The following is a 25,420-nucleotide window of genomic DNA, read 5'->3' on the forward strand; positions in this document are numbered from 1 at the left end:
CGGCTCGGTGGTGCGGGGCCCGGCGAGATCTCCGAGCAGGGGCGACCCGGTCATGGTGGCGAGATCACCGTCGGTCTCGAGGCAGAGACCAACAGCTGGCTGCCGGGTGAGTACGCGGGCGGCAACTCCGGCACCACCAGTCGCCTACGCCCTACGACCCGCTGATGAAGGGACGGCCGAGGGCGAGTTCAAGCCGTCTTCGCCGAGTCGATGAGCTCGAACGAGGACTTCACCACCTGGACGCTCACGCTCCGGCCGGACGTGCAGTTCCACGACGGCACGCCGCTGAACGGCGAGGCCCTGAAGACCGTCTTCGACACCTACCTGAAGGCGCCGACGTCCAACGTGGCCAACACGCTGGCGGAGGTCAGCGCGCTGAACGTCGTGGACGACCTCACCGTCGAGTACGTCCTGACCGAGACCAACGCCGCGTTCCCGGACGTGCTGACCGGCTCCCCCGGCTGGCCGTTCTCCCCGACCGCCGCGGCCGCCGCCGGCGAGGACGCCGGCGCCAACCCCGTCGGCACCGGCCCCTTCTCGTTCGTCAGCTGGCAGCGCGACAGCAACCTGGTGCTCGAGAAGAACGAGAACTACTGGCAGGACCGCCTGCCCTATCTCGACGGCATCACGTTCCGGCCCATCCCGGACGAGGACACCCGCCTGGCCAGCCTGCAGAGCGGTGACATCGACGTCATGCAGACCCTGCGGCAGAGCACCGTCGCGAAGGCGCGCGAGGTCGACGGCGTGGACAACTACGAGTACCTCGGCAACAACAGCGGCGTGTCGATCATCAACACCACCAAGCCACCGTTCGACGACGTGCGGGTGCGGCAGGCGCTGGCGTACGGCATCGACCAGCCGGCGCTGATCGACGTCATCGGCGGGACCGGGTTGACCCCCGACGCCACCCAGTACTTCAGCCCGGACAGCCCGTTCTACTCGGAGGAGGTCGCCGAGGCCTATCCGACCTACGACCTGGAGAAGGCCCAGGAGCTGTACGACGAGTACATCAACGACCCGGCGCGCTCCGACGGCCTGCCGGTCGGGACGGATCTGTCCTTCAGCTACAACTGCCCGCCCGATCCCACGCTCAACGAGCTGTCGCAGCTGTACCAGTCGTACTGGAGCGCGCTGGGCATCGACGTGAAGCTCAACACGGTCGAGCAGGCCGCCCACATCCAGAACGGGCTGGCGAAGGACTACGACGTCCAGTGCTTCCGGGTGGGTGCGGAGACCGACCCGTACTTCACGCTGAAGAACGCGTTCACCCCCGGTCCGCTCAACCTCACCGGCTACACCAGCTCGGTGATCGACGACGGCCTGGAGACCCTGCGCACCACCATGGACATCGCGGAGCGGAAGGCCGCGGTCGAGGCGATCGGCATGGACATCGCGGAGAACGTCCCGAACGTCTTCACCGGCTACACGCTCACCGACGTCGCCGTCGGCGAGCAGGTGAAGAACGTCGACGGCTGGGTCTTCCCGGACGACACCGAAGGCGACGGCGTCCCGGGCGCGACCACCATGTGGGGCTACGTCTGGCTCGCCGACTAGCCGGAACCGCATGAACCGGTGGCCCGGGCGGGGAACCGCCCGGGCCACCGCCATGTGTGATGGACGCTCCCGCGGAAGCGTCGTCAAGCCGTACACCTTGACCGCGTTCCCGCGGGAACGTCACCGCGGCGGCGAGGGAGGTCCTTCACGCCGGGCGGGCGGCGAACCCACTCCGTCGGGTCAGGGATCCGGCTCGGAACGGAGCGTTCGGCCCGTTCTCGCCAAGAATCCGCACCATGTACAGCGCGCTGGCTCGCGACTGGTCGGGCGGGGGCGTCGGCCGAGCGTGAGGCCATGCGCCGCATGCGGACCGAGCCGGTCCTCGTCGAGGCCCGTCCGCGAGCAGCACTGTCGGTCGTGCCCGCCTACCCGACGCCGTACGTCCCAGGACCGGCCGCCGGGATTCCGGCAGGCGGGCAGACGCCGTCCGGAGCGCGCCGCTGGGGCCGCCTGGCCGGCATCAGCCTGCTCGTCCTGCTGGCCACGTCGCCGCTGAGCGCCGCCGGCCCAGTTGGGCAGGTCATGGCGGCCCTGATCGGCTTCCCGGCCGTCGTGCTGTTCGGGGTCTCGGTGGTCGGCGCCCCCGTCGCAGCCGTCCGCGCGACCTGGACCTCACTACGCCCGGAGGCGTTCGTCCCGCGGTCTCGGTATCCGTCGCCGGTCGTCGCGGGGCCTCGCCGCCCGGCCCACCGGGGTACGCACCTGCGGGTCACCGGCGCCGAGGACAACTGGGTCAAGGGCGCCCGGGGCGAGCAGGCGGTGGGCGCGGCGCTGGCCTGCACGGGCCTGCCGGTGCTGCACGACCGGCGTCTCCGCCAGGGCTCCCGGGCCAACATCGACCATGTCGTCGTCGCCGCGGACGCCGTCTACGTCGTCGACGCGAAGAACATCACCGGTTCCCTGGTCGCGACGGGCGGCACCCTCCGGATCAACGGCCGGGACCGGGACAGCCTCTTGCAGGGTGTGCGACTCCAGGCCCGCGAACTGGAGGCGGCGCTCGACCGACTGGGCGTCGCCGTTCCGGTACGTCCCATGCTCTGCCTGACCGGCTCGGCCAGGCCCGCCGGCATGCAGTTCGTCGGCGGTGTCCTGCTCACCACGCCGTTCTCACTCGCCAGCGCACTCACCCTGCCGGGCCCCCTCGCCGGCGACCGACGGGCCGCGATCGCCGACGACCTGGCGTGGGCCTTTCCTCCTGCCGTCAGCGACTGAGAGCCGGACGCCCCTGCTCCCGGCTCACCGCGTGGGCCGAACGGCCAGGTCGTCCATCCGCAGGGCAACGGGGGCGTTGGTGGCGCTCCCGGAGAGGTAGGTGGTCAGCCCCACGCCGCCCGGCGCCTGCAGTGCTGCGGTGCTGTCGGTCGCGGTGCGCTGCCACTCGGTGGGCTCCGCCGAACCGGCCGGCCACACCTTCACCCGGACCGTGGTGGGCGCGGTGCCGACGACCTGCAGCCGCACGTCGAGCGCGCTGCCGGGCCCGTAGGTGGTCGACGCTGGCAGCCGGACGGCGGAGGCGAGCGTCTGGGCCGTGGACGTCCCCCGCAGTGCGGTGAGGGCGACGTCGACCCGCCCGTCGCTCGCCAGCAGCAGCCGGGCTCGGTACTCCGTGTCCTGTGCCACCCGGCGGCCCACCACGTCGACGTACGCGCCGCTGCCGGTGGGGCGCTTGTCGGCCGAGAGCCGTAGCCGGAGGTCGGTGTCGGTACTGCGGACGTCGCCCAGCCAGGCGGACACCTGCGTGCCGGGGTTCCGCATCGTCAGCCGGGCCGTGCCGCCATCGACCGCGATGTTGGCGGCGGAGCCGGCGGTCGACCAGGGCCCGCCGACGTCGGCCGTACCGAGCCCACCGCTGATGGTGCGGCCGAACGCATCGGTGGCGGTGCCGCCCGTCGGGGCCGGAGCCGGGGGCGGGGGCGGGGGCGGGGGCGGGGCCGCCACCGTCACCGTCCGACGAACGGTCGACCGCGCGCCGTCGTCGTCGGTGACCGTCAGGGTGATCGTGTAGGTGCCGGCCGCGGCGTAGGTGTGGCCCGTCTGCGACCCCGTCCCCGTCGTGCCGTCCCCGAAGTCCCACGCGTGGGCGACGATCCGGCCGTCGACGTCGGACGAGGGCGCCCCGTTGACCGAGATGGTGAGGCCGCTGACGGGTGTCGCGGTGAAGGTGGCCGTGGGCGCGGCATTGGCCGGCGCACCGCGACGGAAGCCGGCCAGCGCTCCGGCGTTCATCTGCTGGAAGAGCGTGCCCGCAGCGACCGCCAGCCTGCCGGTCCGGCCCGCCGGCAGGTCGATGAGCCGCACCTGGCGCCCCGTGACGTCGTAGGCGGCGATGCGCTCTCCCACCGACCCGTCCGCTCGGACGTACTCGTTGTTGAACCACACCACGTCCGCACCGCGGACCAGCCCCGAGGCCGAGCGGCCGACCTCGACGGACCACTCGATACGCCCCGTGGCAGCGGCCAGGCGGGCGATCCGGCCGATCCGGCGGACGTCCGGCTCGGCGTTCTCCCGCACCTGGGTCCAGGCCGCGAAGATCATCGAGCCGTCCGCGCCACCCAGGGTCGGAGTGCCCGCTCGCGAACCACCGAGGTCCACCGACCACTGCGGAGCGCAGGTGGCGGCTCCGCATCCTGCCGCCGGGTAGGCCAGCACCTTGCCCAGCGCCGTGCCGTACACGCGACCCCCGGCGACGACGGGGACACCGGCCGCGGCCGGTCCCGTCCAGAGCCGGCGGCCGGTGGCCGCGTCGTGGGCCACAATGCCCTCGCCGCCGCCGGTGTAGACGACGCCGTTGCCGACCGCGAGCCCGTCGACCCCGTTCGGCGTGCCCGCGACGTTGTTGGTGAACGGCGCCGTCCAGAGGGGTGCGCCGTCGGTGAGGCGGTAGGCGTTGATGGTGTTGCTGGCTCCGGTCACGAACACCCGCTGACCGTCGGTGTACGCGGTACCGGCGATCGAGTTGCCGCTCCACGCGACGCGGGAGGGCGGCAGGTCCCGCGCCCAGACGACGGTGCGGCTGGCGATGTCGACGACGATCACCCCGCCGGCGCGGCGCCACCCGGTGAAGGGCACCACCACGCGGGTCCCGCTGATCGCCAGGCCCGCGTTGTAGTTGGCCGCCGCGGGTAGGCCCACCGTCCAGAGCGTCTCCCCCGTCGTGGGCGAGGTCGCCGTCAGGTAGCTCGGCCCGTTCACCCCGTCCGGCGAGACCACACGCAGCACGGATCCGCCCGTGACCACCGGGCCGGTCGACGAGCGGGTGGCCGTGCTCCACGTGCCGCCGACGCTCCCAGCCGTCGCCCCGGTGAGGGTCAGCTCCCCGGGTTGTTCGACGTGTTGCCGCCGTCGCCGAGGGCCCCGGCCCACAGGTCGGGCGCGGCAGCCGCAACCGGTGTCGCGGGGAGCAGCACTCCTGCCGCGAGCACGGTGAGCAGCGCGCCCACCAGCATGGTGCGGCTCCGACGGGAACGAGCGTGGGCAGAGCGGTGCGGGATCACGGAGAACTCGCCTTCAGGGCAGGCCGACGGGACGGCGTGGGCTCTCCCCCTGCCACGACGCGGCACCACCAGAGCACGACATCCAGAACGGCGCGCGTTCCGGGGCCCGAACCACCCGAGCGGGCGACGGTCGACCACCCGCGGGAACGACTCAGGCCGCTCTCCCAGAGGGAGAACGGCCTGGTCATACGGGTGGACCTCCGTAGCAGCTTCTCAAACCCCCGGAAGCCGCTCGGATCGCTGATTTCCCGCGTTCTACGGGGTTCGCGGGCTCGTCGGCCGCGCACTCGGGGTGCTCAGATCGCCGATGAGCGCGGTCCGGTGCGTGAGAATTCGCGTCAGTCTCAAACCCGTTTGAGCGTCTCCAATCGAGCCGAGCTGATCGCCGGGTACGCCGATGGTGTGCCCGTGCGGGAGCTGGCGACGCGGTTCAACGTGCACCGCGGCACCGTGCGGGAGATAGCCCGGCAGGCGGGCCTGGCAGCGCGCCGACCGGAGTTGCCGGACGCGACCCGACAGGACGCCGCCCAGCTCTATGCGGGTGGGCTGACGCTCGCTCAGGTCGCCGCACGACTCGCAGTCAGCACCGAGGCCGTGCGCTCGGCGGTGATCGCAAGCGGTGGAACGATCCGTGCTGGCGGTCGTCGCCGGGTCGGTGCCTGAGTTCTCACACTTCACCGGACACCTATCGCGTCCACCGCGGCGCGCTCTTCGGCATCGTCTGCTTCGGAACGCAAGCTGGCGCGCTCACGACGGGCGGTGACGGTCTCGCGGACATGGGCGCGGATCAGGAGCACAGCGCTGACCGGCCCGATCCAGAGCATCTTGAGCATGTTCCAGATCGCCCACAGCACTACAAGGTGGAGCCATCCGGGGCCACCCTGCTCGACAAGTTCGACGCAGACGTTCGCGATCAGCAGGTACGGGATCGCGAGCAGCATCGCGGGGATACCCCACTTCAAGCCGCGTCGGCGGGTGCGGATCGCATCCAGCAGGATGTTGGTGGGCATATAGCGCCGCAGGAAGTAGCGGGTGTGGACGCTGACGGTCCAGATCAGACGGATCATGGTCTTGTTCCTCTCCATCGCACAGTGCATCTGGTGAGGCAGTGCGTTGGAGAGTGACCCGGGGGTCTGCCGCGAGCGGCGCGCTACAGAGGAGAAATCCACCTCAACGCCGAGTATACGCCCGGGCCGGACAGGACGGAAGGGACCGGCGAACTCGCGCCGAGCGCGGGTCGATCGCCGGTAGCGGGATCGCGGTTAGCGGTAGGAGCTGGCTGTGTTGGCCCACTTGGCGCGAGCGCGTTCCATGACCTTGCGGGCGCCGCTGTGGTTCATCCTCCAGCGGGCGACTGCGAGGCTGACGTCGTAGGCATCTGCTGCCTCCTCGTCGGTGGCGTTCGCTCGGGCGAGCCGGAATGCTCCGTCGTTGGGGATCAGCATCTCCCCTAGAGAGCCAGTCGGCTTCGGCTTCTTGGTCGCCGCCGAGCCCGCACTTCCTCTCGTCGGAAAGAGAGACGCCGAACTTGTGCTCCAGGACGACGTGGGCGAGTTCGTGGCACATGGTGGTGCGACGACGGGTCAGTGGCTGAGCGTCGTTCTCCAGGATGACCACGCCGCTCCCGTTCGGGATCAGCGCCCCGGACAGTGCGCTTCCGTCCGCTCGCAGGAAGTGGTCACGCGCGCCACCATCGAGGTCGCTGAGTTGGACGACGGGGATGCCGTACTCAGAAGCGAAGGTGTAGGGGTCGAAAGGCGCGTGGGCGTCGAGACCGATCTCGGCTCGTAGCTCCAGTGCGAGGCTCTTCGCCTCGGTCTTGAATCCTCGACGCACGAGTCATCCCTGTGCCCGTGCACGTTCGATGGTCGCGCCGATGACCTGTTGCAGGTACTTGACGTCGGTCTCGCTGAGGTCCTTCCGGGCGCGCAGGAGCGGCGCGAGCTGCGCCATGAGGTCGGGTTCACGGTCGTCGTTGGCGTCACGTTCTCCCTCGTGCTCGAAGAAGTCCTCGGCCGGGAGTCGGAGCCAGGCGATGATCGTGGCGAAACCGTCGGTGTCCGGCTTGAGGCCGTTGCCGAGCCGAGACAGCAACGAGGGGCTCACGCCGATCTCGCCGGCGAGTGCCCGCCAGGAGATTTGCCGCTCCTGACGCGCGGCGTCGAGGGCGGAGTGGAGCGCGGCCGTGTTGATCGTGGTCTTGGCCATGCACCCAGTGTGTCACATCTGCGACACCTCGTCGCCTCCGAAACGGAGTGTGTTAGAATTGAAACGTAGCATCGAGTGTGGAACGCAAAGGAGGTGAGGAGCATGGCAGGCAAGCGAGGGCGTAGCGCGGTCACCGGGCGGTTCGTGAAGCAGTCCACGGTGAAGCGTCACCCGAAGACCACGACCAACGAGAGCAACGGCAGGCGAGGCAAGAAGAAGTAGGCAGCGAGCCTGCCCTGCCCCGCGCAGCAATGTCGGTGGCAGTAACTACGGTGATCGAACAGACGGACCAATCAGGAGAACGATTATGAGTGTGACTGACGCCTTCAAGACCTTTCAGGACGTCGTGAATGCCGACATCACACACGTCCGCGAAGCACGCACTCGCCGCGATCTCTTCAAGGGCGCCTTCGGCACCGAGGACGATGTGAAGGAAGTCATTGCGTCCGGATCGCTCGCGCGAGGGACACACAAGGACCCGATCCATGACGTCGATGTGATCGTCGTCTTTGATCAGGATGAGCATCCTGAGTGGGGCTCGCCGGGAAGCTCCGCCGCGGACGCTCTCGATCACACCCGCGAGCGCGTCAACACGCTGCTCGGGGCAACGAACGGCACATACGACCAGGCGGTCCGCCTGGCCCGGTGGCGCAACCATGCCGTCAAGTGCTTCCTGGATGACCCTGATGATCCTCACGCGTTCACGGTCGACGCCATGCCCGCGCTTCGCCGCGATGGGCGACTCCTCATTCCTGAAGCACTCTCAGAAGATTGGGTCGCTTGCGACCCCGAGTTCCTAATCGCCGAGGTCGCGGATCGACACGCGCAGTGGAACAAGTTCGCCGGCACTGTTCGGATGCTCAAGTGGTGGGCCGCCGAGCAAGACACCAAGATCAAGTCTCTCGTCATGGAGGTCCTCGCACTCGACTTCCTGCCTACGGACGTCAACCAGGCGGCTGCGATCAAGCAGTTCTTCGTAAGCGCCTGCTACCACATCGAGGGCGGGAACGACGTCGCCGATCCCGCTGGACTCTGCGGACCGATTCAGCCTGACATCGACTACGACGCGTTCGCCGACGCCCTGCGGTCCGCGCGAGACAACGCCATCAAGGCGTTCCAGGCACAGGCGAACAATGACGCTGCGGCTGCGATCAATCACTGGGGTGAGGTCTTTGGGGACGACTTCCCGAAGCCTCCTGCCTCCACTGGCAATCCGGCGCCCGCGGTCGTGCCCGCGGCGCCCCGTCCGGTGAAGGACACTCCGCAGGGATGACTCGCGCAAAAGGTCCAGATCGCGGTGTGGGCACCACGGCGCTCAACCCCGTCCTCTGGACTGAGCGCGAACCTGTGCGACTGGCGCGCGATCAGAATGAGGTCCAGGCGTTCGCGCCATTGCTCGAATACCAGAGCCCCGCAGACGACGGCTTGCCGCACGGCGGATGGATCGGCGTCCTCCCCGCTGGCCGTTCGAGCGGCCACAGCCCGATGCTCTCGATGAGCTGCTCGGGGACCAAGAACTGCGAGTGCTCGTCATCTACTCCGCAGCGCACCCGATGGTTCCGCCGACCATCTACTCCCTCGATCCGGAGCCGTCGATCTGGGAACAGACACAGTCCGCATGGCACGTTGCCCCAGGAGGATCGCTCTGTCTGCTCCAGAGCGATGGCGGCTGGCAGCCCGAGGCCAGCCTCACCGAGCTTCTGGCGAAGGCATCGGGGTGGCGGATCGAGTACGCCCTCATGAAGCGCGGGAGTCATCAATGAGATGTCGGTCAATGGCATCGTCTCTGACCCCTCGCACGACCACCTGATTGACCGAGCGATTCAGCGAGCAGCTCCAACACCGGACCCGACCGAGGCGGGAGACACAGGTGTCTCCTCGTAACCCCTACATCGTGATGCCCAGAGACGCGGTCACCAAGATCGCAAGCTCCAACCTCTCGGGCGGAGCGCTGGTACTCCGCCGCGTTCCCGCGGACGATATGTACGTCGTCCAGGCCGTGGAAACCGGCAAAGACATCCGTCTTCCAGCCGACGTCCCACGCGAGTACGCCGCGCTTCGTTCAGGCGACCCCCACCATGCAGCTCAGTGGATCAGGGTGGCACCGAACGACGCCCATCTTCACCATCTCTTCTTGTCCAGGCGCCCCGATATCTCCATAGGCTTCAAGGATTTCAGGGAGCTGGTGCCGGGCGTTGCCGACCCCGGCAACAACCTTGGCGTGGTCGTCACTCACGACCCCGATCTTCCACCAGAACTGGTGGAGGCCGGTGCCTCGGAGTTTGCGGGCTGGGCCGTCCGGCGCGATGGTGTGGAACCGCTCGCTATCGAGATCGAGCCAGAAGTTGTTGGCCTGGCACAGTTGGCTGGCAAGTGGCCGATCGAGCAGCTCGCCGCCAACAGCATCATGGTCGTGGGCTGCGGCAGCATCGGTAGCGCCGCAGCAGAGGCGCTCGCAGGATACGGAGTCGGACGCGTGGAACTTGTCGACCCGGACCGATTCCTCTGGCACAACATGCTCCGCCACACTCTCGGAGCCGAAAGCGTCGGGCGATACAAGGTGACGGCCATGAAAGATCACCTGGCCCAGCACTGGCCGCAACAGACAGTGGTCGCCCACCGACGCGACCTGGTTGCCGAGGCCCACTACATCCGGCCCATCGTCGACCGCGTCGATCTGGTGCTGTGTGCCGCAGACGGTATTGCTCCCAGGCGTGTCGTCAGCCACCTCTCCAGACGCGCACAGAAGGCGGCGATCTTGGCGTGCGTGCTCGACAATGGCTCGATCGGAGAAGTCATCAGGCTGCGACCAACGCCCCGGTTCGGATGTCTCCTCTGTCTACGGCAGCAGCTTGCAGATCAGGGAGCGATGGACGCTGAGGCGGATCAGGAGTTGGATTACGGCACCGGGCGCGTCCATCAGCCTATGACGGCTGTGCCGCCCGATCTCCGATACGTCGGCACGTTCGCCGCGAAAGTAGCGATCGCGACACTGCTGGAATCGCTTCACGGCGACCACACCCAGCAGGTTCCCGGCGAACACGCCATCATCGGTCTTCGACCAACGGGTGACCTCGCAGCCCCGTTCGACCTCAGCCAAGCCGGCGATGTTCGGTGGTCGTCCATCCCCAGACCTCGCGCATCGTGTCCGACCTGCTCGCCAGGATGACAGCGCGGCGAGAGGTGACTCCGGTGACGATCACTGACGTCGCACTCAGCGCAATCGCGCGCGAGGCGTTGCGGTCCGTCGACGGACTCGAAACTGGCGGCATCTTGCTCGGGGACGACGCGACTGATGGGATCGTCATCCGACACGCCGGCGGACCTGGACCCAAAGCCACCCGCGGCGAACGCACCTTCATGCGCGACCTCGACCATGCCCGGCGTCTCGCGGACTCCGCCTGGTCGGAGGACCGTAGCCAGTGGATAGGCGAATGGCACACCCACCCGACCGGAGGACTCTCCCCGAGCGAGGTTGATCTCCACTCCTACATGCGCCATCTGCACGACCCCGAACTGGGGTTCGACAAGTTCGTCGCGATCATCGCTGGATTCGATTCATCGGCACGCGTGGTCGTTGCAACTTGGCTCGTAGAACGGGACCGCATCGTGGCAGTGGTACCCGAGAGGCTTCCTACGGCGCCTGCCGTAAACAGCCCGTACGCCAGTGATGCGGTGAGGCACGCCGCCTTCGTAGCTGATGAACACAAGGAGACGCCATGACATCCGATTCCGCCGCCCCTGACCCAGCAGACCCTGTCTTCATCTCGTACCGACAGAAGGACGGTACTGGTGTTGCTGGGGAGCTCGCCTGGCTCCTGCGGGCTGCCGGCATCCCTGTCTGGCGGGACCGAGACGATCTGCCGCCAGGCGACACCGAGGCCCGACTCAAGCAAGCGATAGCGGGCGGCATCTCCGGCGGCGTTCTTGTGACGACGCCGGACGTGGTGAACAGCAGAGTCGTGAAGACGCTGGAAGCACCTCAACTCCTTGAACTACACCGCGACCACGAAGTGTTTGCGCTCGGCATCGTCAACTCGGTGAAGACAGAGGACGGCGGAACAGATTACGACGCTCCTGACCGGCTCCTAGAGATTCGTCCCGGCACCTTGAGCGGTGTAGATCAGCGATCCGCCGAGCGCGATGGTCTGCTGGCATTGATCCGCGGTTTGGTCTGGCACCGGATCGCGTCTCTTCGCAAGCGAATCGAGGCAACCGACCCGACGTTCCGCCTGAGCCTCCAGACCAGGAACACGCCACAGGTCTATGACCGAACCGGTGACGAACTGGACATCCGGCTCAGGCCCTCCGATCACGAACGGCTTCCGAGCACCGAGGGGCTCCGAGATCTCAAGGACACCATTGGCCTCCTCCCCGATGCCGTGACCCGTTCCGGGGCACATCGCCTGCGTGTCGCTGGAGGGGCTCATCTCTCCGTGGCCTTCGCAATCGGGGCGGCTTTGCCTTCGTCTCGAATCGGGCACATGGACGTGATCGACCAACAGGGCGCCACCTGGGCGAGCGATGGCGAAGCGCGGTTCATCGAACAGCCGCAAGTACAGATCGCAGATCAAGGCGGCGACCCATCTGCCATCACGACCGGCCGCCCCTCCGTAGCCGTGTATGTCGATCTCCTGCCCCAACGCAGTGACACCGCCTTCACCCGCTATATCGAAGACCATAGGCCGTTTCTTGCGGCCTGGCGTCATCTCACAGGTGCGAGCGGCACGCTCCTCGACCCCGCTGATGCAGGCCTGATCGCTGCCGACGTCGCCGCGCACATCCGTGCCCTGTCGAACGACAACGCCAACGCCGAGGTGCACCTCCTGCTGCGGTGCCCGTTCCCACTTGCGCTTCTCATCGGGCGATTGACCAACACCCTGCGCGTAGTAGTCCATGAATGGGACGACTCCGACCCCATCGACGGTGAAGACTACCGCGCAAGGTACGTGCCCACGCTGCGTGTACGTACATCTGCAAGCTCCGGTGTCATCGAAGATGTGCTCCTCCCGGATGCGTCGTGACTGCGCCAACCGACCTTGCGGCCGCCCGTAACACCATGTTGAGCGTCACTCTCACGCGGAGGATTCGCTCAACGTTGAGACAACGGCGATCCGAAGGACACGGGCGTCTATGAGCTTCTCGCGCGATCCGAGCTTGTCCTACTCGGCATTCACTCAAGCGTGCCGCGCCTTCAAACCCAGCGAGCTGATCCCGGCGATCGCGCAAGCCTCGGCATCGCTCGGCGAACCGCCGTATCCAGATGCTGTGAAACATCGGATGCCGCCGTGGGGATTGGCTGCGGCCGCGCGAGATTCGCTTCTCTACGGCAATGAGTATCGCTCGAAGGTCGTCGATGAGGAGGCGCTGCGGAAGCTGATGCACAAGTTCCAGATCGCGATGGACATCGACGATGCCGATGTGGGGTCCGAGGACTTCCTCGTCAGACTGATGACTCGGGTCACGTACGAGCAGTTCCCCTACCAGGAGTCGATGTTCGAGGAACTTGCTCGCTCCCACGCCTGGATGGTCGAGGGCCTGCCCGATGTCGAGACCCGAGTGATCACAGAGGACTCGCTGGCGGCCATGCTCGACGGAGTTCCGTTCCGCGAGGCGATCGGCGCGACGTTCTTCCTCCAAGTGGGTGCCTTCCAGAACGGTGGAGCATATAAGCCTGGCTGGCTGGATCAGCCAAACTTCGCTGAGGTGCTGAAGCTCTATCCGCGGAGGAACATAGAGACGATCGCCTCTAGGCTCACCACGACACCCGCAGCCTTTCGGACTGCCTTCAACGACCACTCCGTCGGAACAGCCACAGCGGCCCGATTCGATTACAACCCGTTGATGGCGACGCCGTTCGTGGACATGGGCGACGGGGAGCCGGTTGCTCCAGCGACGCGTCTGATCATGCGGACGGTCACGCCGGGAGGCTTGTACTACGCCGGGATGGCCAAGCACGGCAAGGCTTTCGCGGATGATCTCGGAGGCCTGTTCGAGCACTACATTGGTCGACAACTCAGACTGATCGAGGACGCGGAGGTCGAACCCGAGATTGTCTTCGGCAAGGGTGGCGGTCACAAGAGCGTTGACTGGTTTGTGATCCTGCCCCATCTGGTCATCTTGGTTGAGGTCAAGTCTCGCCGCCTCGGCCCGGCAGCACGCGCCGGCGATGCGACGCTGATGAACTCGCTCAGCGAGACCCTGGGCGGCGCACGGAAGCAGTTGACCCGGACCGTCAGCCATCTTGCTGACAATCACCCGGCGTTCACGCACATCCCAACGGACCGCCCCATGTTGGGGTTGATCGTCACGGCGGAGCCGTTCTATACCGGGGCCGCATACCTTCTCGACCATGACGTTGCGGCCATCCCCGGCGGGAGGCTCCCAGATGTTCCTGTAACCGCGGCGAGCGCGCGTGAAGTCGAGTGGCTCGTGACGCACGGCAAAGACGTTGAGCCGCTGCTCCTCGCAGAGATGGCGAAGAGTGCAGGAGGTGTCGTCAGCCTGCGTGACATCGGTAAGAAGACTGATACCGAAAATCCGATTCTGTTGAACGCTTGGAATGCGTATCCCTGGCCGACCCGCAAAGGACGTGGCGATGGACAATCATCAGCGACGCCGACCGGCAATGGCTGACCCTCACAGTCAGACCAAGTCGATTGCAAGCTTCGGAAATGCCGAAATCGCGCCACGCTTACAACGAGCGCTCGACGTCCTCGCGTCCCGGTGAATGCTGCGGTACATCGCTCGCTTGGACGATGAAGCCACGTGCTCGATCGAGAGCAGTTCGTGCACGAGCGGCGTCGATGCTCTGCGCCGTGGACTGCGGCGGCGATCCCAGCGGTCGGTCATCCGTGACGCCGTATCTGTCGCGGTAGGCCGCGACAGTGCGCCCATAACGTCGCCACGCAGCGGCTTGGCGCTGACCGCGGGGTGGCTCGCCAAGATGCTGCACCCACGCTTCGCCGGTCTCACGTGCGGTGTCGAGCACGGCATCAGTGCGAGCTTCGATCATCTCGCGCCGCTCATCGAGTGCCTGCCGCATATCGCTTGCCATCGGGCCGTCCGCAGCCGGGATGAGTCCGGCGATCAGCCGCGGCGTCTTGCGAGCACGACCCGAGCCAGCCGGGCATGCTGTGGCGCGCGAAACGCGGTAGTGCAGCACAGAGGAGATGTCGTCGGCATCGGTGAACCCGCGGGCTGCCACGAGTCGCGGGAACAGAGTGTCGAGGTCGTGGTGGTTGGCCTCGGCACGGCGCAGCTCCGCGGTGAGCGCACCGAACGCCTCGGACTCGATCGCGGCGTCCGCCTGGTCGGCTGTCAAGCCCGAGGACTTGATCAAGGTGGCCCAGCGGTCTCGTTGGGCGGCGGCAGCAATCGTCTCGTACTCCGCGGCGAGCTGGGCGATCGACCCCCACTGCTCCTGTTCGGTAGTGATGGTCTCGTGCGCGGACAGCTCGGCTCCAACGTGTTGCAGGACGCCGTAGAGGACGGAGCGGGCCGTGGCGTCGGGGTTGTCGCCTGGGTGCGGGTGGGCGTGCTCGTTGGCCCGGTCGAGGATCACGTAGGCGTGGTTGGCGTGCTTGCCGCGGGTCATTGCGACGTAGAAGTTCTCCCGTGTGGTGGTCGGTTCCACCAGGACGTGTGCGGTGTCGACGGTGACGCCCTGCGCTCTGTGGGCGGTGATCGCATAACCCAGATCGACATGATCGGTCACATACGCGGCCGGGAGGACGATGGAGCCGCCGAACCGGCGGCCGGTCCTGCGGATCGTGATCGACCCGTCGTCGCGGACGCCGGTGATGGTCCAGGTGTCACCGTTGCGTACCCAGTCCTTCCCGGCTCGTAGGCGGCGGTCGTTGCGGCGGGTGACGACCGTGTCCCCCACCCCGGCAGTGGTGCCGTCATCCAACTCGACCTCCCGGCCCGGTTTCAGGCTGCCGTCGAGGATCAGGTCGGCACGTGCCCGCTGGTTGAGGGCGCTCACGTGGTCGCGGGTCTCGGCGACCAGCACCGACACCAACCCTCGCTGCCGGTCGGCGCGCCAGGCGATGTAGGCGGTGTCGCTCATCGCCTCGCCATCGCCCTCGTGGATGCGGTCGTGGTCGAGGTAGGTGTCGATCACCTGCGTACGACCGTGGCGCAGAGCGAGGGAGGCGGTCTTCTCCCAGGTGTTCACGAAGCGGTGCACGTCGACCAGCTCGGGCGCGTCGTCGTCGCGGTCGTTCACGAGGAGCCCGAACGCACCACCGGCGTCGACGGATTGGAGCTGGGCGAAGTCGCCCACGAGTAGCACCTTGGCACCGGCTCGTTCAGCCCGGTGCGTGATCCGATCCAACGACAGGGTGCCAGCGAGAGAGGCTTCATCGATGATGACGAGCTGACCGGCCTCGAAGTCGGTGCCGTACATGAGGTGGTTCTGCCACCACTTCGCCGTGTTCTCCGTCGCAATCCCCAAGTCCTCAGCGAGAACCTGCGCGGCCACCGCGGACAGCGCCAGCCCGACCACGGAGCCCTCGCCGTGCGCCTTCTCCCACGCACGCCGCAACGCCGACATAGCCGTCGTCTTCCCGGCCCCGGCCGGGCCCACCAGCACATCAAGGACACGGCCGGAGACCGCGATCTTCATGAGCGCGTCGGCCTGATCCTCGCCGAGCATCCGACCCTCCGCATCGGGACGAGCGGTGATCTTCTCGACCGTCGCCAGCGGCACGGTCGGCCCGGTCGTGGTGCGGGAGCGGTCGAGACAGTCGGTCTTCGGCGGCCAGGAGCAGCTCGGAGGAGAACACGGTCGAGTGCTTGGGCCTGAACACGCTGGTGCCGTCCACCCGCCGGAACGCGACGGGTGAGGTGGCGAGGTCGGGCGGCGTCAGCCGGAGCGAGGCTTGCTCGGCGGCGTCGGCAATCATCGCGACGACCGCTTCGCGGTCGTGCATGGTCGCGAAGCGCCAGCCCATCGTCTGCCGGGATGCCTCGGCCATGAGGTTCCAGCGCCGCCAGGTGGACCGTTTCTCGCCCACCACCTCGACCACGGTCTGGCCGAGTTCGCCGATGGCATCGAGCGGTACGTCGTCGGCGCGCAGCAGCATCGGCTTGTCGTTGTCGGTGATCGTGCGTGCCCAGTCGGTGGCGTCCTGGCCGAGTACCCCGGTGGCGCGGGTGCGCCACTCGGCCGTCAGGTCGGCCAGCGACCGCACCTGCTTCTCCGGGCGTGTGGCGAGGGTGGCTTGGGCGCGCAGCTTGATGATCGTGGCTGTGGAGGGTTGGCGGCCGTGCTTGGCGACGTACTCGGCGATGAGCCTGTTCTTCTCGGCGTCGATGTGCCGGGCACGGGTGGAGAACTCCTGGACCAGCTCTTCTGGCACCGTGCTGATCGCCCAGGCCGGGTTGCGGTCTCGGCCCATGTCGCGGGCTTCCCATTCGACGCCGAAGGTGCGGGTCATGTGGTCGGCGAACACCGCCTCGTGCAGCTCCGACAAGGCGACCACGGCGGCGTGCATCGGTCGCCCGTCCAGACTGCGCCATTTGCCGTCGAACGCGGTCTGGACCTTGTTGCTGATGACGACGTGGGTGTGCAGGTGGGGGTCGCCGGCGCGGGAGTGGGCGTGTCAGATGGTCTGTGTAGGAGCTGCGTGAGCCTGGGGCTGTGGCCTCGGGAGGGAGCACCCTGATGACCGTGACCGATGAGCAGGCCGGCGACCCGGGTGGCCCGGGCCGGGTGAGCGGGGCGCAGCTGCGGCAGCTGTTGGCCGATGACACGTGGCTGGATGCGTTGATCGACCGGGCCGAGACCGGCGGAGTGGCGCTGACCGGGGAGGGCGGGTTCCTTCCGGAGCTGGTCAAGGCCGTCCTCGAGCGGGGACTGGCCGCTGAGCTGACCGAGCACGTCGGCTACGAGCGGGGCGATCCGGTCGGCCGGGGCTCGCCGAACAGCCGCAACGGCAGCACGCCCAAGACGGTGCAGTCCGAGGTCGGCCCGCTGCCGCTGGCCGTGCCCCGGGACCGGGCGGGCAGTTTCACCCCGCAGCTGGTGCCCAAGGGCGAACGCCGCCTCGGCGGCCTGGACGACATGATCATCTCGCTCTACGCGGGTGGGATGACGGTGCGCGACATCCAGCACCATCTGGCCCGCACGATCGGCACCGAGCTGTCCCACGACACGATCAGCAAGATCACCGACGCGGTGCTCGACGAGGTCGGCGCATGGCAGGCTCGGCCGCTGGAGCCGATCTACCCGATCGTCTACGTCGACGCGCTGGTGGTGAAGATCCGCGACGGCCATCAGGTGCGCAACCGGGCCGCGCACATCGTGGTCGGAGTGGACCTCGACGGCATCAAGCACGTGCTGGGGATCTGGGTGCAGGCCACCGAGGGCGCGAAGTTCTGGGCCGGCGTGGTGGCCGAACTGGCCAACCGCGGCGTGCGGGACATCCTCATCGCCTGCTGTGACGGGCTGACCGGCCTGCCCGAGGCGATCGAGGCGACCTTTCCGCACACGACCGTGCAGACCTGCGTGGTGCACCTGATCCGCGCCTCGATGCGGTTCGTGTCCTACGGCGACCGCAAGAAGGTGGCCGCCGCGCTCAAGGGCGTCTACACCGCCCCGACCGCCGATGCCGCCGAGACCACGCTGCTGGAGTTCGCCGACTCCGACCTGGGACGCAAATACCCGGCGGCGGTGGCGACCTGGCAGAACGCCTGGGAGCGGTTCATCCCGTTCCTCGCCTTCGGACCCGCGCTCCGCAAGATCATCTACACGACGAACATGATCGAGTCGCTGAACTACCAGCTCCGGAAGATCATCAAGAACCGGGGGCACTTCCCCAACGACGCCGCGGTGATCAAGCTGCTCTGGCTGGCGATCCGCGACATCGAGGACAAGCGGGCCCGGGAGCGGCTCAAGGACCGCGGCAAGCCGGCCAACCAGCGCACCGCACCCGGCAAGCTCGTCGAGGGCGCGGTCACCCAGGGCTGGAAGCCGGCCATGGCCGAGATGATGATCGCCTTCGGCGACCGCATCGAGCCTTACCTCAGCTGACAACATCAAGATCGACTGCAGGTCTTACACAGAGAAGTTGACAAGCTCGCGGGAGTCGAAGTGATCGAACGCCGTCGCCACCAACCCGGTGACATCGACCTGCGCAACGGCACCGTCGCCGGCGGTTGCGCCCGACCGGGTGGCTGCAACCTCACGCTCCATGAACGCAACCACCTCCGCAACCGCCGCATGATGCGCCTCACCGATCAGGGCTTGGGTCCCGGCGTCGGCGACCGCCCACAGTGCCGAGGCCGACTTCGGGATCGAGAAGGTGAAGTCGAACCCGGCCACCGCGCGACGCTTCCCACGCTCGGCCTCCTCAGCCTCAATTCGCGCGACCGCCTCACCTTTCGCGCCCGGACTCAGCGATGGGTCGAGATCGGCGATCCGGGCCTCGATCCGCTCCGGGACCGACTTGTAGGCGGGGAACGCGAGGCCGAGCGCGTCGCCGGTGATCGGATCACGACCCATCCCCATCACGAGCTGGAGCTGGGCCTCCGAAACCCGGTCCCCGACCGCGAGCTGGCCCTTGCCGAGTGAGGCGACGCCGGAGCCGAGCCACTGCCCGGGTGGGGTGCCCGCCTCCACGTAATACCTCGTCAACGGCGTCGAGAGAGTCCGATCGCCGTCTGCGGCCGCGACCGTACGCAGGAGGTACTTGTAGCCGTCTCCAGCGCTCATCACCCGCATCGAGACCGTCACGAGACCACCGCCTTTTCGGCAGTCAGGTGAGCAGCAGACGCCCGTGACCTCCGCCCCGGAAATGCCCGCTGGTGCGGCCGGCCGCGACATCCGGCATCCACTGCTTGGCTCCGTCAGTTCGACACGTCGACGCTGACATACATCTCCGGAATTCGGGTGCTGGGAGACTAGTGGGGTGAATCTCGACGAGTTGCTACAGGTGATGGATCGCGCCGCGGCAAACCTTGCCAAGCTCCAAGCGATCTGGGACCGCGCGGAGCCGATGATCCCGTCGAGCCCTCAGCGGGGTACGAATCGGGAGTATGAGGATCTGCGTCGGGCGTGGACGCCGCTGCTCGCGGGGCTGCCCCCGATCGACGGGTTCACAGTCACCGAGGAGCTGCCCGACATCGACGAGGCGGGGCAATCTTTCATCGATTACTTCGAGATCGGCGAGCCTGCTTTCGCTCTCATGAACGAGTTGGAGAAGCCGGGCCAACAGCTCGACGAGTACAGATTCAAACTTGCTCAAGCGCGTCGCCGGGCGATTCACGAGCGCCTCGACGATCTCGTGTCGACGATCAACGCGACCCTTGGTCAGATCACTGATTCCGTTGCGCGGGACTCGTCCGATCGCGTGGACGATCTCAGAACGAAGGCGGTGGAGGAGTCGATCAGCGAGATCGAGCGGTTGCTCGGCGACACCACTGACCGAAAGGGACGATGGGGCGATCTTCACCGGCATCTCCGTTTCAGTCAGGGGCACGATTGGCACGACATCGCCGAGATGGATTGGCCGTCTGTCCGGGCTGACATTGAGGCCGCGAGTCTCTCCGAATCCGACCCTTTGCCGGTGCCAGCGGTCGACCTCGGCGTAGCTGCTTCCGCGAAACCCGCAGGTGGTGCAAGCATCGGGCTCGATTGGGGTGCTCTTGATGACGACGGCTTCGAGCGACTGCTGTTTGACCTTTTACGCGGCTTTCCCAGTTACCAGAACGTCGAGTGGTTGATGAAGACGCGCGCGCCCGATCGGGGCCGCGATCTGTCCGCTGAACGCGTCATAAGGGACGACGGCGGGACGACGCGAACCGAGCGGGTCATCGTGCAGGCCAAGCACTGGACGTCCAAATCTGTCGCACCTGCCGACATCACGAATACCTTGGCGGCGCTGTCGCTCTGGGAGCCGCCGGTCGTTCGGACTTTGGTGATCGCGACGAGCGGTCGCTTCACCACCGACGCGGTGGCGATCGTCGAGAAGCACAACGTCGATGGGAAACTTCCGTTCATCGAGCTTTGGGCAGATAGCCGCCTCGAAACGCAGTTGTCGCAACGACCGGACTTGATCGCGAGCTACGGCCTCCGCTCGTAAGTCCGACGTGAGCGATTCGCGACACTCTACCTCGACCTGCAAGACGCGTGGCAACTCCGATGGCGGGCTGAGCGAGAGACGGATCGGCGGCGGCCTGATCGCCGGGAATGGGTGCGTCTCGTTGTGTCGTTCGGCGAGGCGTCAGCGGCGGTTGAGCAAGGGTCGTGCACCTGGCGAGTGACCAGCCCGGCGAAGGGCTCCACGAGAAGTTCGGGTCCGGGGTCACCGAGCCGCCGGAGCCACCATGCGCGACCACACCCCTGCTGGCAGGCGCCGTCTGCGGGTCGGGTCCCTGTTCTCCGGATACGTGGTCTTGCCTGCCATATGAAGGTCTGCTTTGAGCGATCCTCGCGACCCTCTGGTCACCGCGTAGCGGATATCCTCAGGGCAGGAATACATCGCCGTTCTTCATGGCCTGCCCATCTCCGGAGTCCGCTGGACGAAACCTCGCCTGAGACTCGATCGTCCAGCGCACAGCAACTACTAGTGGACGTGGGCATGGCTCTCGATCTCGGCTCGCACTTGCACCATATCGAGGGCCCGTACCTGCGTGATCAGGTCGTCAAGCGCGGGCCTCGGGAGCGCCCCGGCCTGGAAGAACACCCTGATCGAGTCGCGGTAGACCGCGATTGTTGGTAGCGCGCGGATTCCGAGTGACTCAGACAACTGGTGCGCCGCCTCGGTGTCGACCTTGCCGAAGAGGATATCCGGGTGGTTCTCAGAGGCTGCCTCGTAGACTGGTGCAAACGCCTTGCACGCACCGCACCAGGTGGCCCAGAAGTCGAGGATCGCGATCCCATCCCGCTCGGTCACTTCGCGGAAGTTCTTGTCTGTCACATCAACCGTTGCCATCTTCCGTCCAATCGCTCGGCGACTCCTAAATGGACCCAAGGGTCCATCCATATGATGGTTGCTCGCTCCGAGCTGCGCAACCTGCATGACTCCCGCAGTAGCTATGGCTGGCTTCATGGGGCAAGCGGAGACAATACAGTACGTCCCCGCGCGTAGGGTCGTGAACGATTCTAGGACCTGAGAGTCCAGAAAATCTACCGACCCCGGACGAGGCTCAGGCTCACAGCAGCCGAGCGAGCCGCGGCACAGTCACACAGAGCCACTCTCCGTCGAGTACGCACGCACCTGTGCGATGGCCATGTCGAGGACCACCCGCATGGGACGGACGTCTCGGGCCGTCTTGGCGAGTAGATACCCTCCCTGCAGAGCAGCCAGCAGCCCGGTAGCCAACGCGTGCGCATCGGCGCTCGCGGTTAGCACGCCGCGCTTCTTCAACTCTTCAATCGCGTCGGTCAAGAGTTGGAGCCAGACGTCAAAATGAGCAGCAATGACCTTTCGTGTGTCTTCGTCATGATCAGCGATCTCATTCGCCAGCGCTCCGAGTGGGCACCCAAAGGCGCCGTTCCGGAGACCATTGCGCTCAACTAGCTCATCGCGCCAGAGTTCGAGTCCGCGCAGCGACTCGACCCTCGTAAGGCGACGACGTTGCTGCGACAGCAGAGCCTCCGCGCGTGCCTCAATGACTTCCTTCACCAGTGCGTCCTTCTCGGCGAAGTGCTGATAGAGCTGCGACTTCGACGTCCCACTCGACGCACGGACGTCCGCCAGAGTCGTCGAGGCAACGCCGCGCTCGTACATCAACTGATCGGCCGCCTCGATAATCCGTGCCTTCGTTGCGGCGCCGCGAGCCGTCAAGCGGCGCGGACGGGGGCCGCTGGCGCTGTCGGTCATGCCCCAAGGCTAATCGTCTCGGATTGGTCGGGCGCTCTCGCCGGCACTCAGATGCCAACGACCATCCATGTGGACCACCCTCGCGAGCAGTCGACGAGAGCCTCATGCCGTACGTCAAGGACCAGGGCTTCTCACGGTTGGGCCAGGCTGCCCAGGCGACTCCCGTCGCGGCCCGTCGGGAGTGGAGAGGTGGATCTCGACCCCAGATGCCCGGGCCCAACCGCAGAACCTTGCTACGTCGCCACGCTGGGCGAACGCCGCTCAGGCAGCACCCAGCCGTCGCGGGGGAAGTGGCAGGTGTAGCCGTTCGGATACTTCTCCAGGTAGTCCTGGTGCTCGGGCTCCGCCTCCCAGAACGGACCGACAGGCTCGATACTGGTGGCTGCCTTGCCCGGCCACAGACCCGACGCGTTGACATCCGCGATCGTGTCGTGGGCGATCCGCTCCTGCTCCGGCGTGACCGGGAAGATCGCGGACCGGTAACTCGTGCCCCGGTCGTTCCCCTGACGATTCAACGTCGAGGGATCATGGATCTGGAAGAACAGCGCCAGGATGTCGCGATAGCTCGTCCTCGAAGGGTCGAAGACGACCTCGATCGCCTCCGCATGGCCTGGGTGGTCGCGGTAGGTCGGGTGTTCGTTCTGCCCGCCCGTGTACCCGACGCGGGTTTCGAGGACGCCGGGCCGGCGGCGGATCAGGTCCTGCATGCCCCAGAAGCACCCGCCCGCCAGAACGGCTGTCTCCGCTCCCGAGACTTGCGTGATCTCCCCGCTGTCGTTGGTCCCGCTGGTCATGCGGTGGCTCCCTTCGTAGAGTCCTGGTCGGTGTCGAACAGTGCACTGAATTGGCCGTAGCCCTCCTCGACGAGCTTGGAGGCAGGAACGAAGCGCATCGCGGCCGAGTTCATGCAGTACCTCTGGCCCCCGGCGGCGGGTCCGTCGTGGAACAGGTGCCCGAGATGACTGTCGGCGCCCGCCGAGCGCACCTCTGTGCGGATCATGCCGTGCGTCCGATCCGCCTTGGTCGCGACAGCGTCGGCGGCGATGGGCGCCGTGAAACTCGGCCATCCCGTGCCGCTGTCGTACTTGTCGGTGGACGAGAACAGCGGCTGACCCGAGACGATGTCGACGTAGATGCCAGGCTCGTGGTTGTCCCAGTACTCGTTCCGATAGGCCGGCTCTGTGCCGTCCTGTTGCGTCACCCGATGCTGCTCGTCGCTCAGGCGGCTGAGCGACTCAGGGGTCTTGCGGTAGTCGTTGGTGGTCACTTTGGCTCCTCCTAGCAGGTGACGCGGCCGCGCCATCACATGCTGTAACGGACCCGGCGGTCCAACTATTCCACATGTCCTGCGGTAGAGTCGAGGCCAGACGATGCGTCGCCCCCGAGGCGGGGCGGCTGGTCTCGCGACGACCGACGAAGACCGATGTAACCAGGCTATCAAGGGCTGAAACAAGACTCTTCGGCGATGCAGTTCCGGCGACAGAGGTCGGAGAGGAAGCGACATGAACGAACCCGAGGACCTGGGTCAGGTGACAGAAACTGTGGACTCACAGGACCAGAATCAGGCTGGTGGCGCCTTCACGGACGCAGGCGAACGGCATCACGAGCCCGGTGCCAGGTCGACGAACCTCGAGAACGGCTCGTCGTTCTCGATCGCGGTGGATGCTCAGGCCAGCACCTTCGTCGCAATCAAGGATGGTGTCGAGTTCGGAGCCGTCCCGTTCGCGGAGAAGAACGGCAGAGTGACGCTGCTGGCGACCTCGATCCTGCCGGACTACCGAGGACAGGGCTTGGCGACCGAACTCACCCGCAGGGTGCTGGACAGCATCCGCGCGGAGGGCAAGAGCGCGACCGTGAGGTGTCCCGTGTTCCGGTCCTTCATCGAGCGCAACCCCGAGTACGCCGCCATGGTGGACATTCCGGGCGTTGGACGGGACGGTCGGGGCGATGTCTGAGCCCGGCACCGAAAACCCGAAGCCGGTACTCGGGAGTCTCCGGTTCGAGAACACTCGCTTCGACCCAGACCTCACGCCGTTCCACGAACTCGCCAAAGACATGGCCACGCAGTTCGGCTACGCCGCAGAGCTGTCGGGAGACCGTGTCCTGCTACAGCTCCTCCGTCTGCGCGTCGCACAGCTCAACCCCTGCTCGTACTGCCTGATTCTCCACGCCGAGGTGGCGGCCAGGATCGGGATCCGGCCCGAACAAGCCGCACACCTGGCGTCGTGGCGTGAGAGCACCATGTACTCGCCCAGGCAGAGAGCCGCGCTCGCCTACTGCGAAGGTCTCACCTCGTTCCGTCACGAGGAGATTCCGGCCCTGCACGAAGAACTGCGGCTTCACTTCACGGAGCGCGAAGTCGCAGAGATCGCCGCGGTCGTCATCAACATGAACGTGTGGACCCGCCTGAAGCTGGACTCAGGGTGCCACTCCGAGCCTGGCGTCAAAGGAGTCGCCATGAGCCACGCACCAGTCAACGCGACCGAGCTGTCATGCGCCGAGTACACCGAGGAACTCACCCAGTTCCGAATGGGTCTTCTGGATGAAGCCGACGCCGAGGTAGCCCAGCAGCATCTCTACGCATGCCCGGACTGCCGGCTGTTCACGCACCAGGTCGAGACCGTCACTGATCTCGTGGCTGATGCCGAACCGCATGATCTGCCCCATCTGCCCGACAGTGTCTCGCTCCTACTTCACGACATCGTCGACGGCGAGACCGAGAGGCCCAGCGATCCCAGTGAGATCACTCGCCTCCTCTTTGGACTCGCCCGGAGTCTCGCCCCACACGTTGCGGAAGACCTGGTCCAAGAGACTCTGCTCTCAGCATTCGAGGAAAGCCCAAGGGGGTTGGACCCTCTGGCGCTCGCCCGGGACCTAGCCGATCGAGCATTCGCTGAGCCTGAGCCAACGGTACGGAGCCTCGACGACTATCGAACAAGAGCCGAGAACCAGACCGCCGAGCTGGATCCCGACGCTGATACTGCGGAGTTCTTCTACCCCGACTTCTACGACATTGGACCCGATGCTGGACGCCACATTGACGCACCGAACCGCTGGGGCCAGACCAATACCCTGAGCCCGGACGACGAGGTGTTCACCACCGATCTGTATCGAGTGGTGGACGGCGCCGTCGCACGTTTGGCCGATCCGCTCGGCCAGTTGGTACAACTCGTCGACATCGATGACGTATCACTGGCGGACGCGGCCTACGTGCTTCGCCTCGACAAGGTCGATGCCGTCGACGCTCTGCATCGCGCTCGGATACACCTCCGCGGCGTCGTCAACGAGTACATGGCTGTCAGAGCGTGACTGCGTCCTGCCGATCCAGCCGCC

General features: G+C 66.7%; 23 protein-coding genes and 2 pseudogenes. 13 read left to right on the forward strand and 12 right to left on the reverse strand.

What is annotated here, in order from left to right:
* Positions 1–201: 201 nt before the first annotated feature.
* Positions 202–1,554: pseudogene (locus JKP76_RS00005) on the forward strand (ABC transporter substrate-binding protein); the annotation flags it as partial.
* A gap of 294 nt (positions 1,555–1,848) precedes the next feature.
* Positions 1,849–2,766 carry a nuclease-related domain-containing protein gene (locus JKP76_RS00010; RefSeq protein ID WP_200489054.1) on the forward strand — a complete coding sequence of 306 codons (918 nt, stop codon included), beginning with the start codon at positions 1,849–1,851 and terminating at the stop codon, positions 2,764–2,766.
* 24 nt (positions 2,767–2,790) lie between these two features.
* Here JKP76_RS00010 and JKP76_RS00015 read toward each other — a convergent pair whose 3' ends face one another.
* Both JKP76_RS00015 and JKP76_RS00020 read right to left on the reverse strand, forming a co-directional pair.
* Positions 2,791–4,773 (reverse strand): PKD domain-containing protein, encoded by a 1,983-nt coding sequence (locus JKP76_RS00015; protein ID WP_200489055.1) that lies wholly within the window; start codon positions 4,771–4,773, stop codon positions 2,791–2,793.
* Positions 4,774–4,862: 89 nt separating this feature from the next.
* On the reverse strand, positions 4,863–5,000 hold the full coding sequence (locus JKP76_RS00020; RefSeq protein WP_200489056.1) for a hypothetical protein: 138 nt from the start codon (positions 4,998–5,000) through the stop codon (positions 4,863–4,865).
* Between the two features lie 369 nt (positions 5,001–5,369).
* On the opposite strand from JKP76_RS00020, the gene JKP76_RS00025 reads away from it, so the two are divergent.
* Positions 5,370–5,711, forward strand: coding sequence for a helix-turn-helix domain-containing protein (locus JKP76_RS00025; RefSeq protein WP_200489057.1), 342 nt, complete (start codon positions 5,370–5,372; stop codon positions 5,709–5,711).
* 11 nt (positions 5,712–5,722) lie between these two features.
* Here JKP76_RS00025 and JKP76_RS00030 read toward each other — a convergent pair whose 3' ends face one another.
* The 3 genes from JKP76_RS00030 to JKP76_RS00040 form a co-directional block, all read right to left on the reverse strand.
* Positions 5,723–6,115: a hypothetical protein gene (locus tag JKP76_RS00030; RefSeq protein ID WP_135446954.1), complete on the reverse strand. Its 393-nt coding sequence runs from the start codon at positions 6,113–6,115 to the stop codon at positions 5,723–5,725.
* A 103-nt stretch (positions 6,116–6,218) separates the two neighbouring features.
* Complete coding sequence (locus JKP76_RS23690) at positions 6,219–6,884, reverse strand: ImmA/IrrE family metallo-endopeptidase (RefSeq protein ID WP_200489058.1); 666 nt, start codon at positions 6,882–6,884, stop codon at positions 6,219–6,221.
* A gap of 3 nt (positions 6,885–6,887) precedes the next feature.
* A complete protein-coding gene (locus tag JKP76_RS00040) occupies positions 6,888–7,256 on the reverse strand; it encodes a transcriptional regulator (protein ID WP_135446951.1) in 369 nt (122 codons plus the stop codon).
* Positions 7,257–7,569: 313 nt separating this feature from the next.
* On the opposite strand from JKP76_RS00040, the gene JKP76_RS00045 reads away from it, so the two are divergent.
* The 6 genes from JKP76_RS00045 (at position 7,570) to JKP76_RS00070 (ending at position 13,892) form a co-directional block, all read left to right on the forward strand.
* A complete protein-coding gene (locus tag JKP76_RS00045) occupies positions 7,570–8,529 on the forward strand; it encodes a nucleotidyltransferase domain-containing protein (protein ID WP_200489059.1) in 960 nt (319 codons plus the stop codon).
* Between the two features lie 250 nt (positions 8,530–8,779).
* Positions 8,780–9,019 carry a hypothetical protein gene (locus tag JKP76_RS00050; RefSeq protein ID WP_200489060.1) on the forward strand — a complete coding sequence of 80 codons (240 nt, stop codon included), beginning with the start codon at positions 8,780–8,782 and terminating at the stop codon, positions 9,017–9,019.
* A 134-nt stretch (positions 9,020–9,153) separates the two neighbouring features.
* Positions 9,154–10,425 (forward strand): ThiF family adenylyltransferase, encoded by a 1,272-nt coding sequence (locus tag JKP76_RS00055; protein ID WP_220477472.1) that lies wholly within the window; start codon positions 9,154–9,156, stop codon positions 10,423–10,425.
* 23 nt (positions 10,426–10,448) lie between these two features.
* Positions 10,449–10,979: a Mov34/MPN/PAD-1 family protein gene (locus JKP76_RS00060; RefSeq protein ID WP_135446946.1), complete on the forward strand. Its 531-nt coding sequence runs from the start codon at positions 10,449–10,451 to the stop codon at positions 10,977–10,979.
* The gene (locus tag JKP76_RS00065) at positions 10,976–12,280 is read left to right on the forward strand and encodes an SAVED domain-containing protein (protein WP_135446944.1); all 1,305 of its coding nucleotides are present in this window, start codon (positions 10,976–10,978) and stop codon (positions 12,278–12,280) included. The genes JKP76_RS00060 and JKP76_RS00065 overlap by 4 nt, the downstream gene beginning before the upstream one ends.
* A 109-nt stretch (positions 12,281–12,389) precedes the next feature.
* On the forward strand, positions 12,390–13,892 hold the full coding sequence (locus tag JKP76_RS00070; RefSeq protein WP_135446942.1) for a nuclease-related domain-containing protein: 1,503 nt from the start codon (positions 12,390–12,392) through the stop codon (positions 13,890–13,892).
* 58 nt (positions 13,893–13,950) lie between these two features.
* On the opposite strand, the gene JKP76_RS00075 is transcribed toward JKP76_RS00070, so the two are convergent.
* Positions 13,951–15,969 (reverse strand): ATP-dependent RecD-like DNA helicase, encoded by a 2,019-nt coding sequence (locus JKP76_RS00075; protein WP_200489062.1) that lies wholly within the window; start codon positions 15,967–15,969, stop codon positions 13,951–13,953.
* A pseudogene (gene mobF / locus JKP76_RS00080) lies at positions 15,854–16,852 on the reverse strand (MobF family relaxase); the annotation flags it as partial. The pseudogene mobF (JKP76_RS00080) and the gene JKP76_RS00075, both read right to left, overlap by 116 nt.
* Positions 16,853–16,926: 74 nt before the next feature.
* On the opposite strand from mobF (JKP76_RS00080), the gene JKP76_RS00085 reads away from it, so the two are divergent.
* Positions 16,927–18,294, forward strand: a complete 1,368-nt coding sequence (locus JKP76_RS00085) for an IS256 family transposase (protein WP_375335624.1) — start codon at positions 16,927–16,929, stop codon at positions 18,292–18,294.
* Positions 18,295–18,318: 24 nt separating this feature from the next.
* Here JKP76_RS00085 and mobF (JKP76_RS00090) read toward each other — a convergent pair whose 3' ends face one another.
* Positions 18,319–18,996 carry a MobF family relaxase gene (mobF, locus tag JKP76_RS00090; protein ID WP_200489063.1) on the reverse strand — a complete coding sequence of 226 codons (678 nt, stop codon included), beginning with the start codon at positions 18,994–18,996 and terminating at the stop codon, positions 18,319–18,321.
* Between the two features lie 175 nt (positions 18,997–19,171).
* On the opposite strand from mobF (JKP76_RS00090), the gene JKP76_RS23085 reads away from it, so the two are divergent.
* Positions 19,172–20,344: a restriction endonuclease gene (locus JKP76_RS23085; RefSeq protein ID WP_200489064.1), complete on the forward strand. Its 1,173-nt coding sequence runs from the start codon at positions 19,172–19,174 to the stop codon at positions 20,342–20,344.
* Between the two features lie 483 nt (positions 20,345–20,827).
* Here JKP76_RS23085 and JKP76_RS00100 read toward each other — a convergent pair whose 3' ends face one another.
* The 4 genes from JKP76_RS00100 to msrB form a co-directional block, all read right to left on the reverse strand.
* The gene (locus JKP76_RS00100) at positions 20,828–21,181 is read right to left on the reverse strand and encodes a thioredoxin domain-containing protein (protein WP_309229499.1); all 354 of its coding nucleotides are present in this window, start codon (positions 21,179–21,181) and stop codon (positions 20,828–20,830) included.
* Positions 21,182–21,445: 264 nt separating this feature from the next.
* Complete coding sequence (locus JKP76_RS00105; protein ID WP_182495685.1) at positions 21,446–22,087, reverse strand: TetR/AcrR family transcriptional regulator; 642 nt, start codon at positions 22,085–22,087, stop codon at positions 21,446–21,448.
* Between the two features lie 233 nt (positions 22,088–22,320).
* Positions 22,321–22,881 carry a peptide-methionine (S)-S-oxide reductase MsrA gene (gene msrA, locus JKP76_RS00110; RefSeq protein WP_135446938.1) on the reverse strand — a complete coding sequence of 187 codons (561 nt, stop codon included), beginning with the start codon at positions 22,879–22,881 and terminating at the stop codon, positions 22,321–22,323.
* On the reverse strand, positions 22,878–23,390 hold the full coding sequence (msrB, locus tag JKP76_RS00115) for a peptide-methionine (R)-S-oxide reductase MsrB (protein WP_135446936.1): 513 nt from the start codon (positions 23,388–23,390) through the stop codon (positions 22,878–22,880). Before msrB ends, msrA begins: the two co-directional genes overlap by 4 nt.
* 199 nt (positions 23,391–23,589) lie before the next feature.
* On the opposite strand from msrB, the gene JKP76_RS00120 reads away from it, so the two are divergent.
* Together JKP76_RS00120 and JKP76_RS00125 are read left to right on the forward strand one after the other, a co-directional pair.
* The gene (locus JKP76_RS00120; RefSeq protein ID WP_135446935.1) at positions 23,590–24,042 is read left to right on the forward strand and encodes a GNAT family N-acetyltransferase; all 453 of its coding nucleotides are present in this window, start codon (positions 23,590–23,592) and stop codon (positions 24,040–24,042) included.
* A complete protein-coding gene (locus tag JKP76_RS00125; protein ID WP_200489065.1) occupies positions 24,035–25,396 on the forward strand; it encodes a carboxymuconolactone decarboxylase family protein in 1,362 nt (453 codons plus the stop codon). The genes JKP76_RS00120 and JKP76_RS00125 overlap by 8 nt, the downstream gene beginning before the upstream one ends.
* The last annotated feature ends 24 nt before the right edge of the window (positions 25,397–25,420 follow it).

The sequence above is a fragment of the Blastococcus sp. TML/C7B genome (assembly GCF_016612845.1).
Taxonomy (GTDB): Bacteria; Actinomycetota; Actinomycetes; order Mycobacteriales; family Geodermatophilaceae; genus Blastococcus.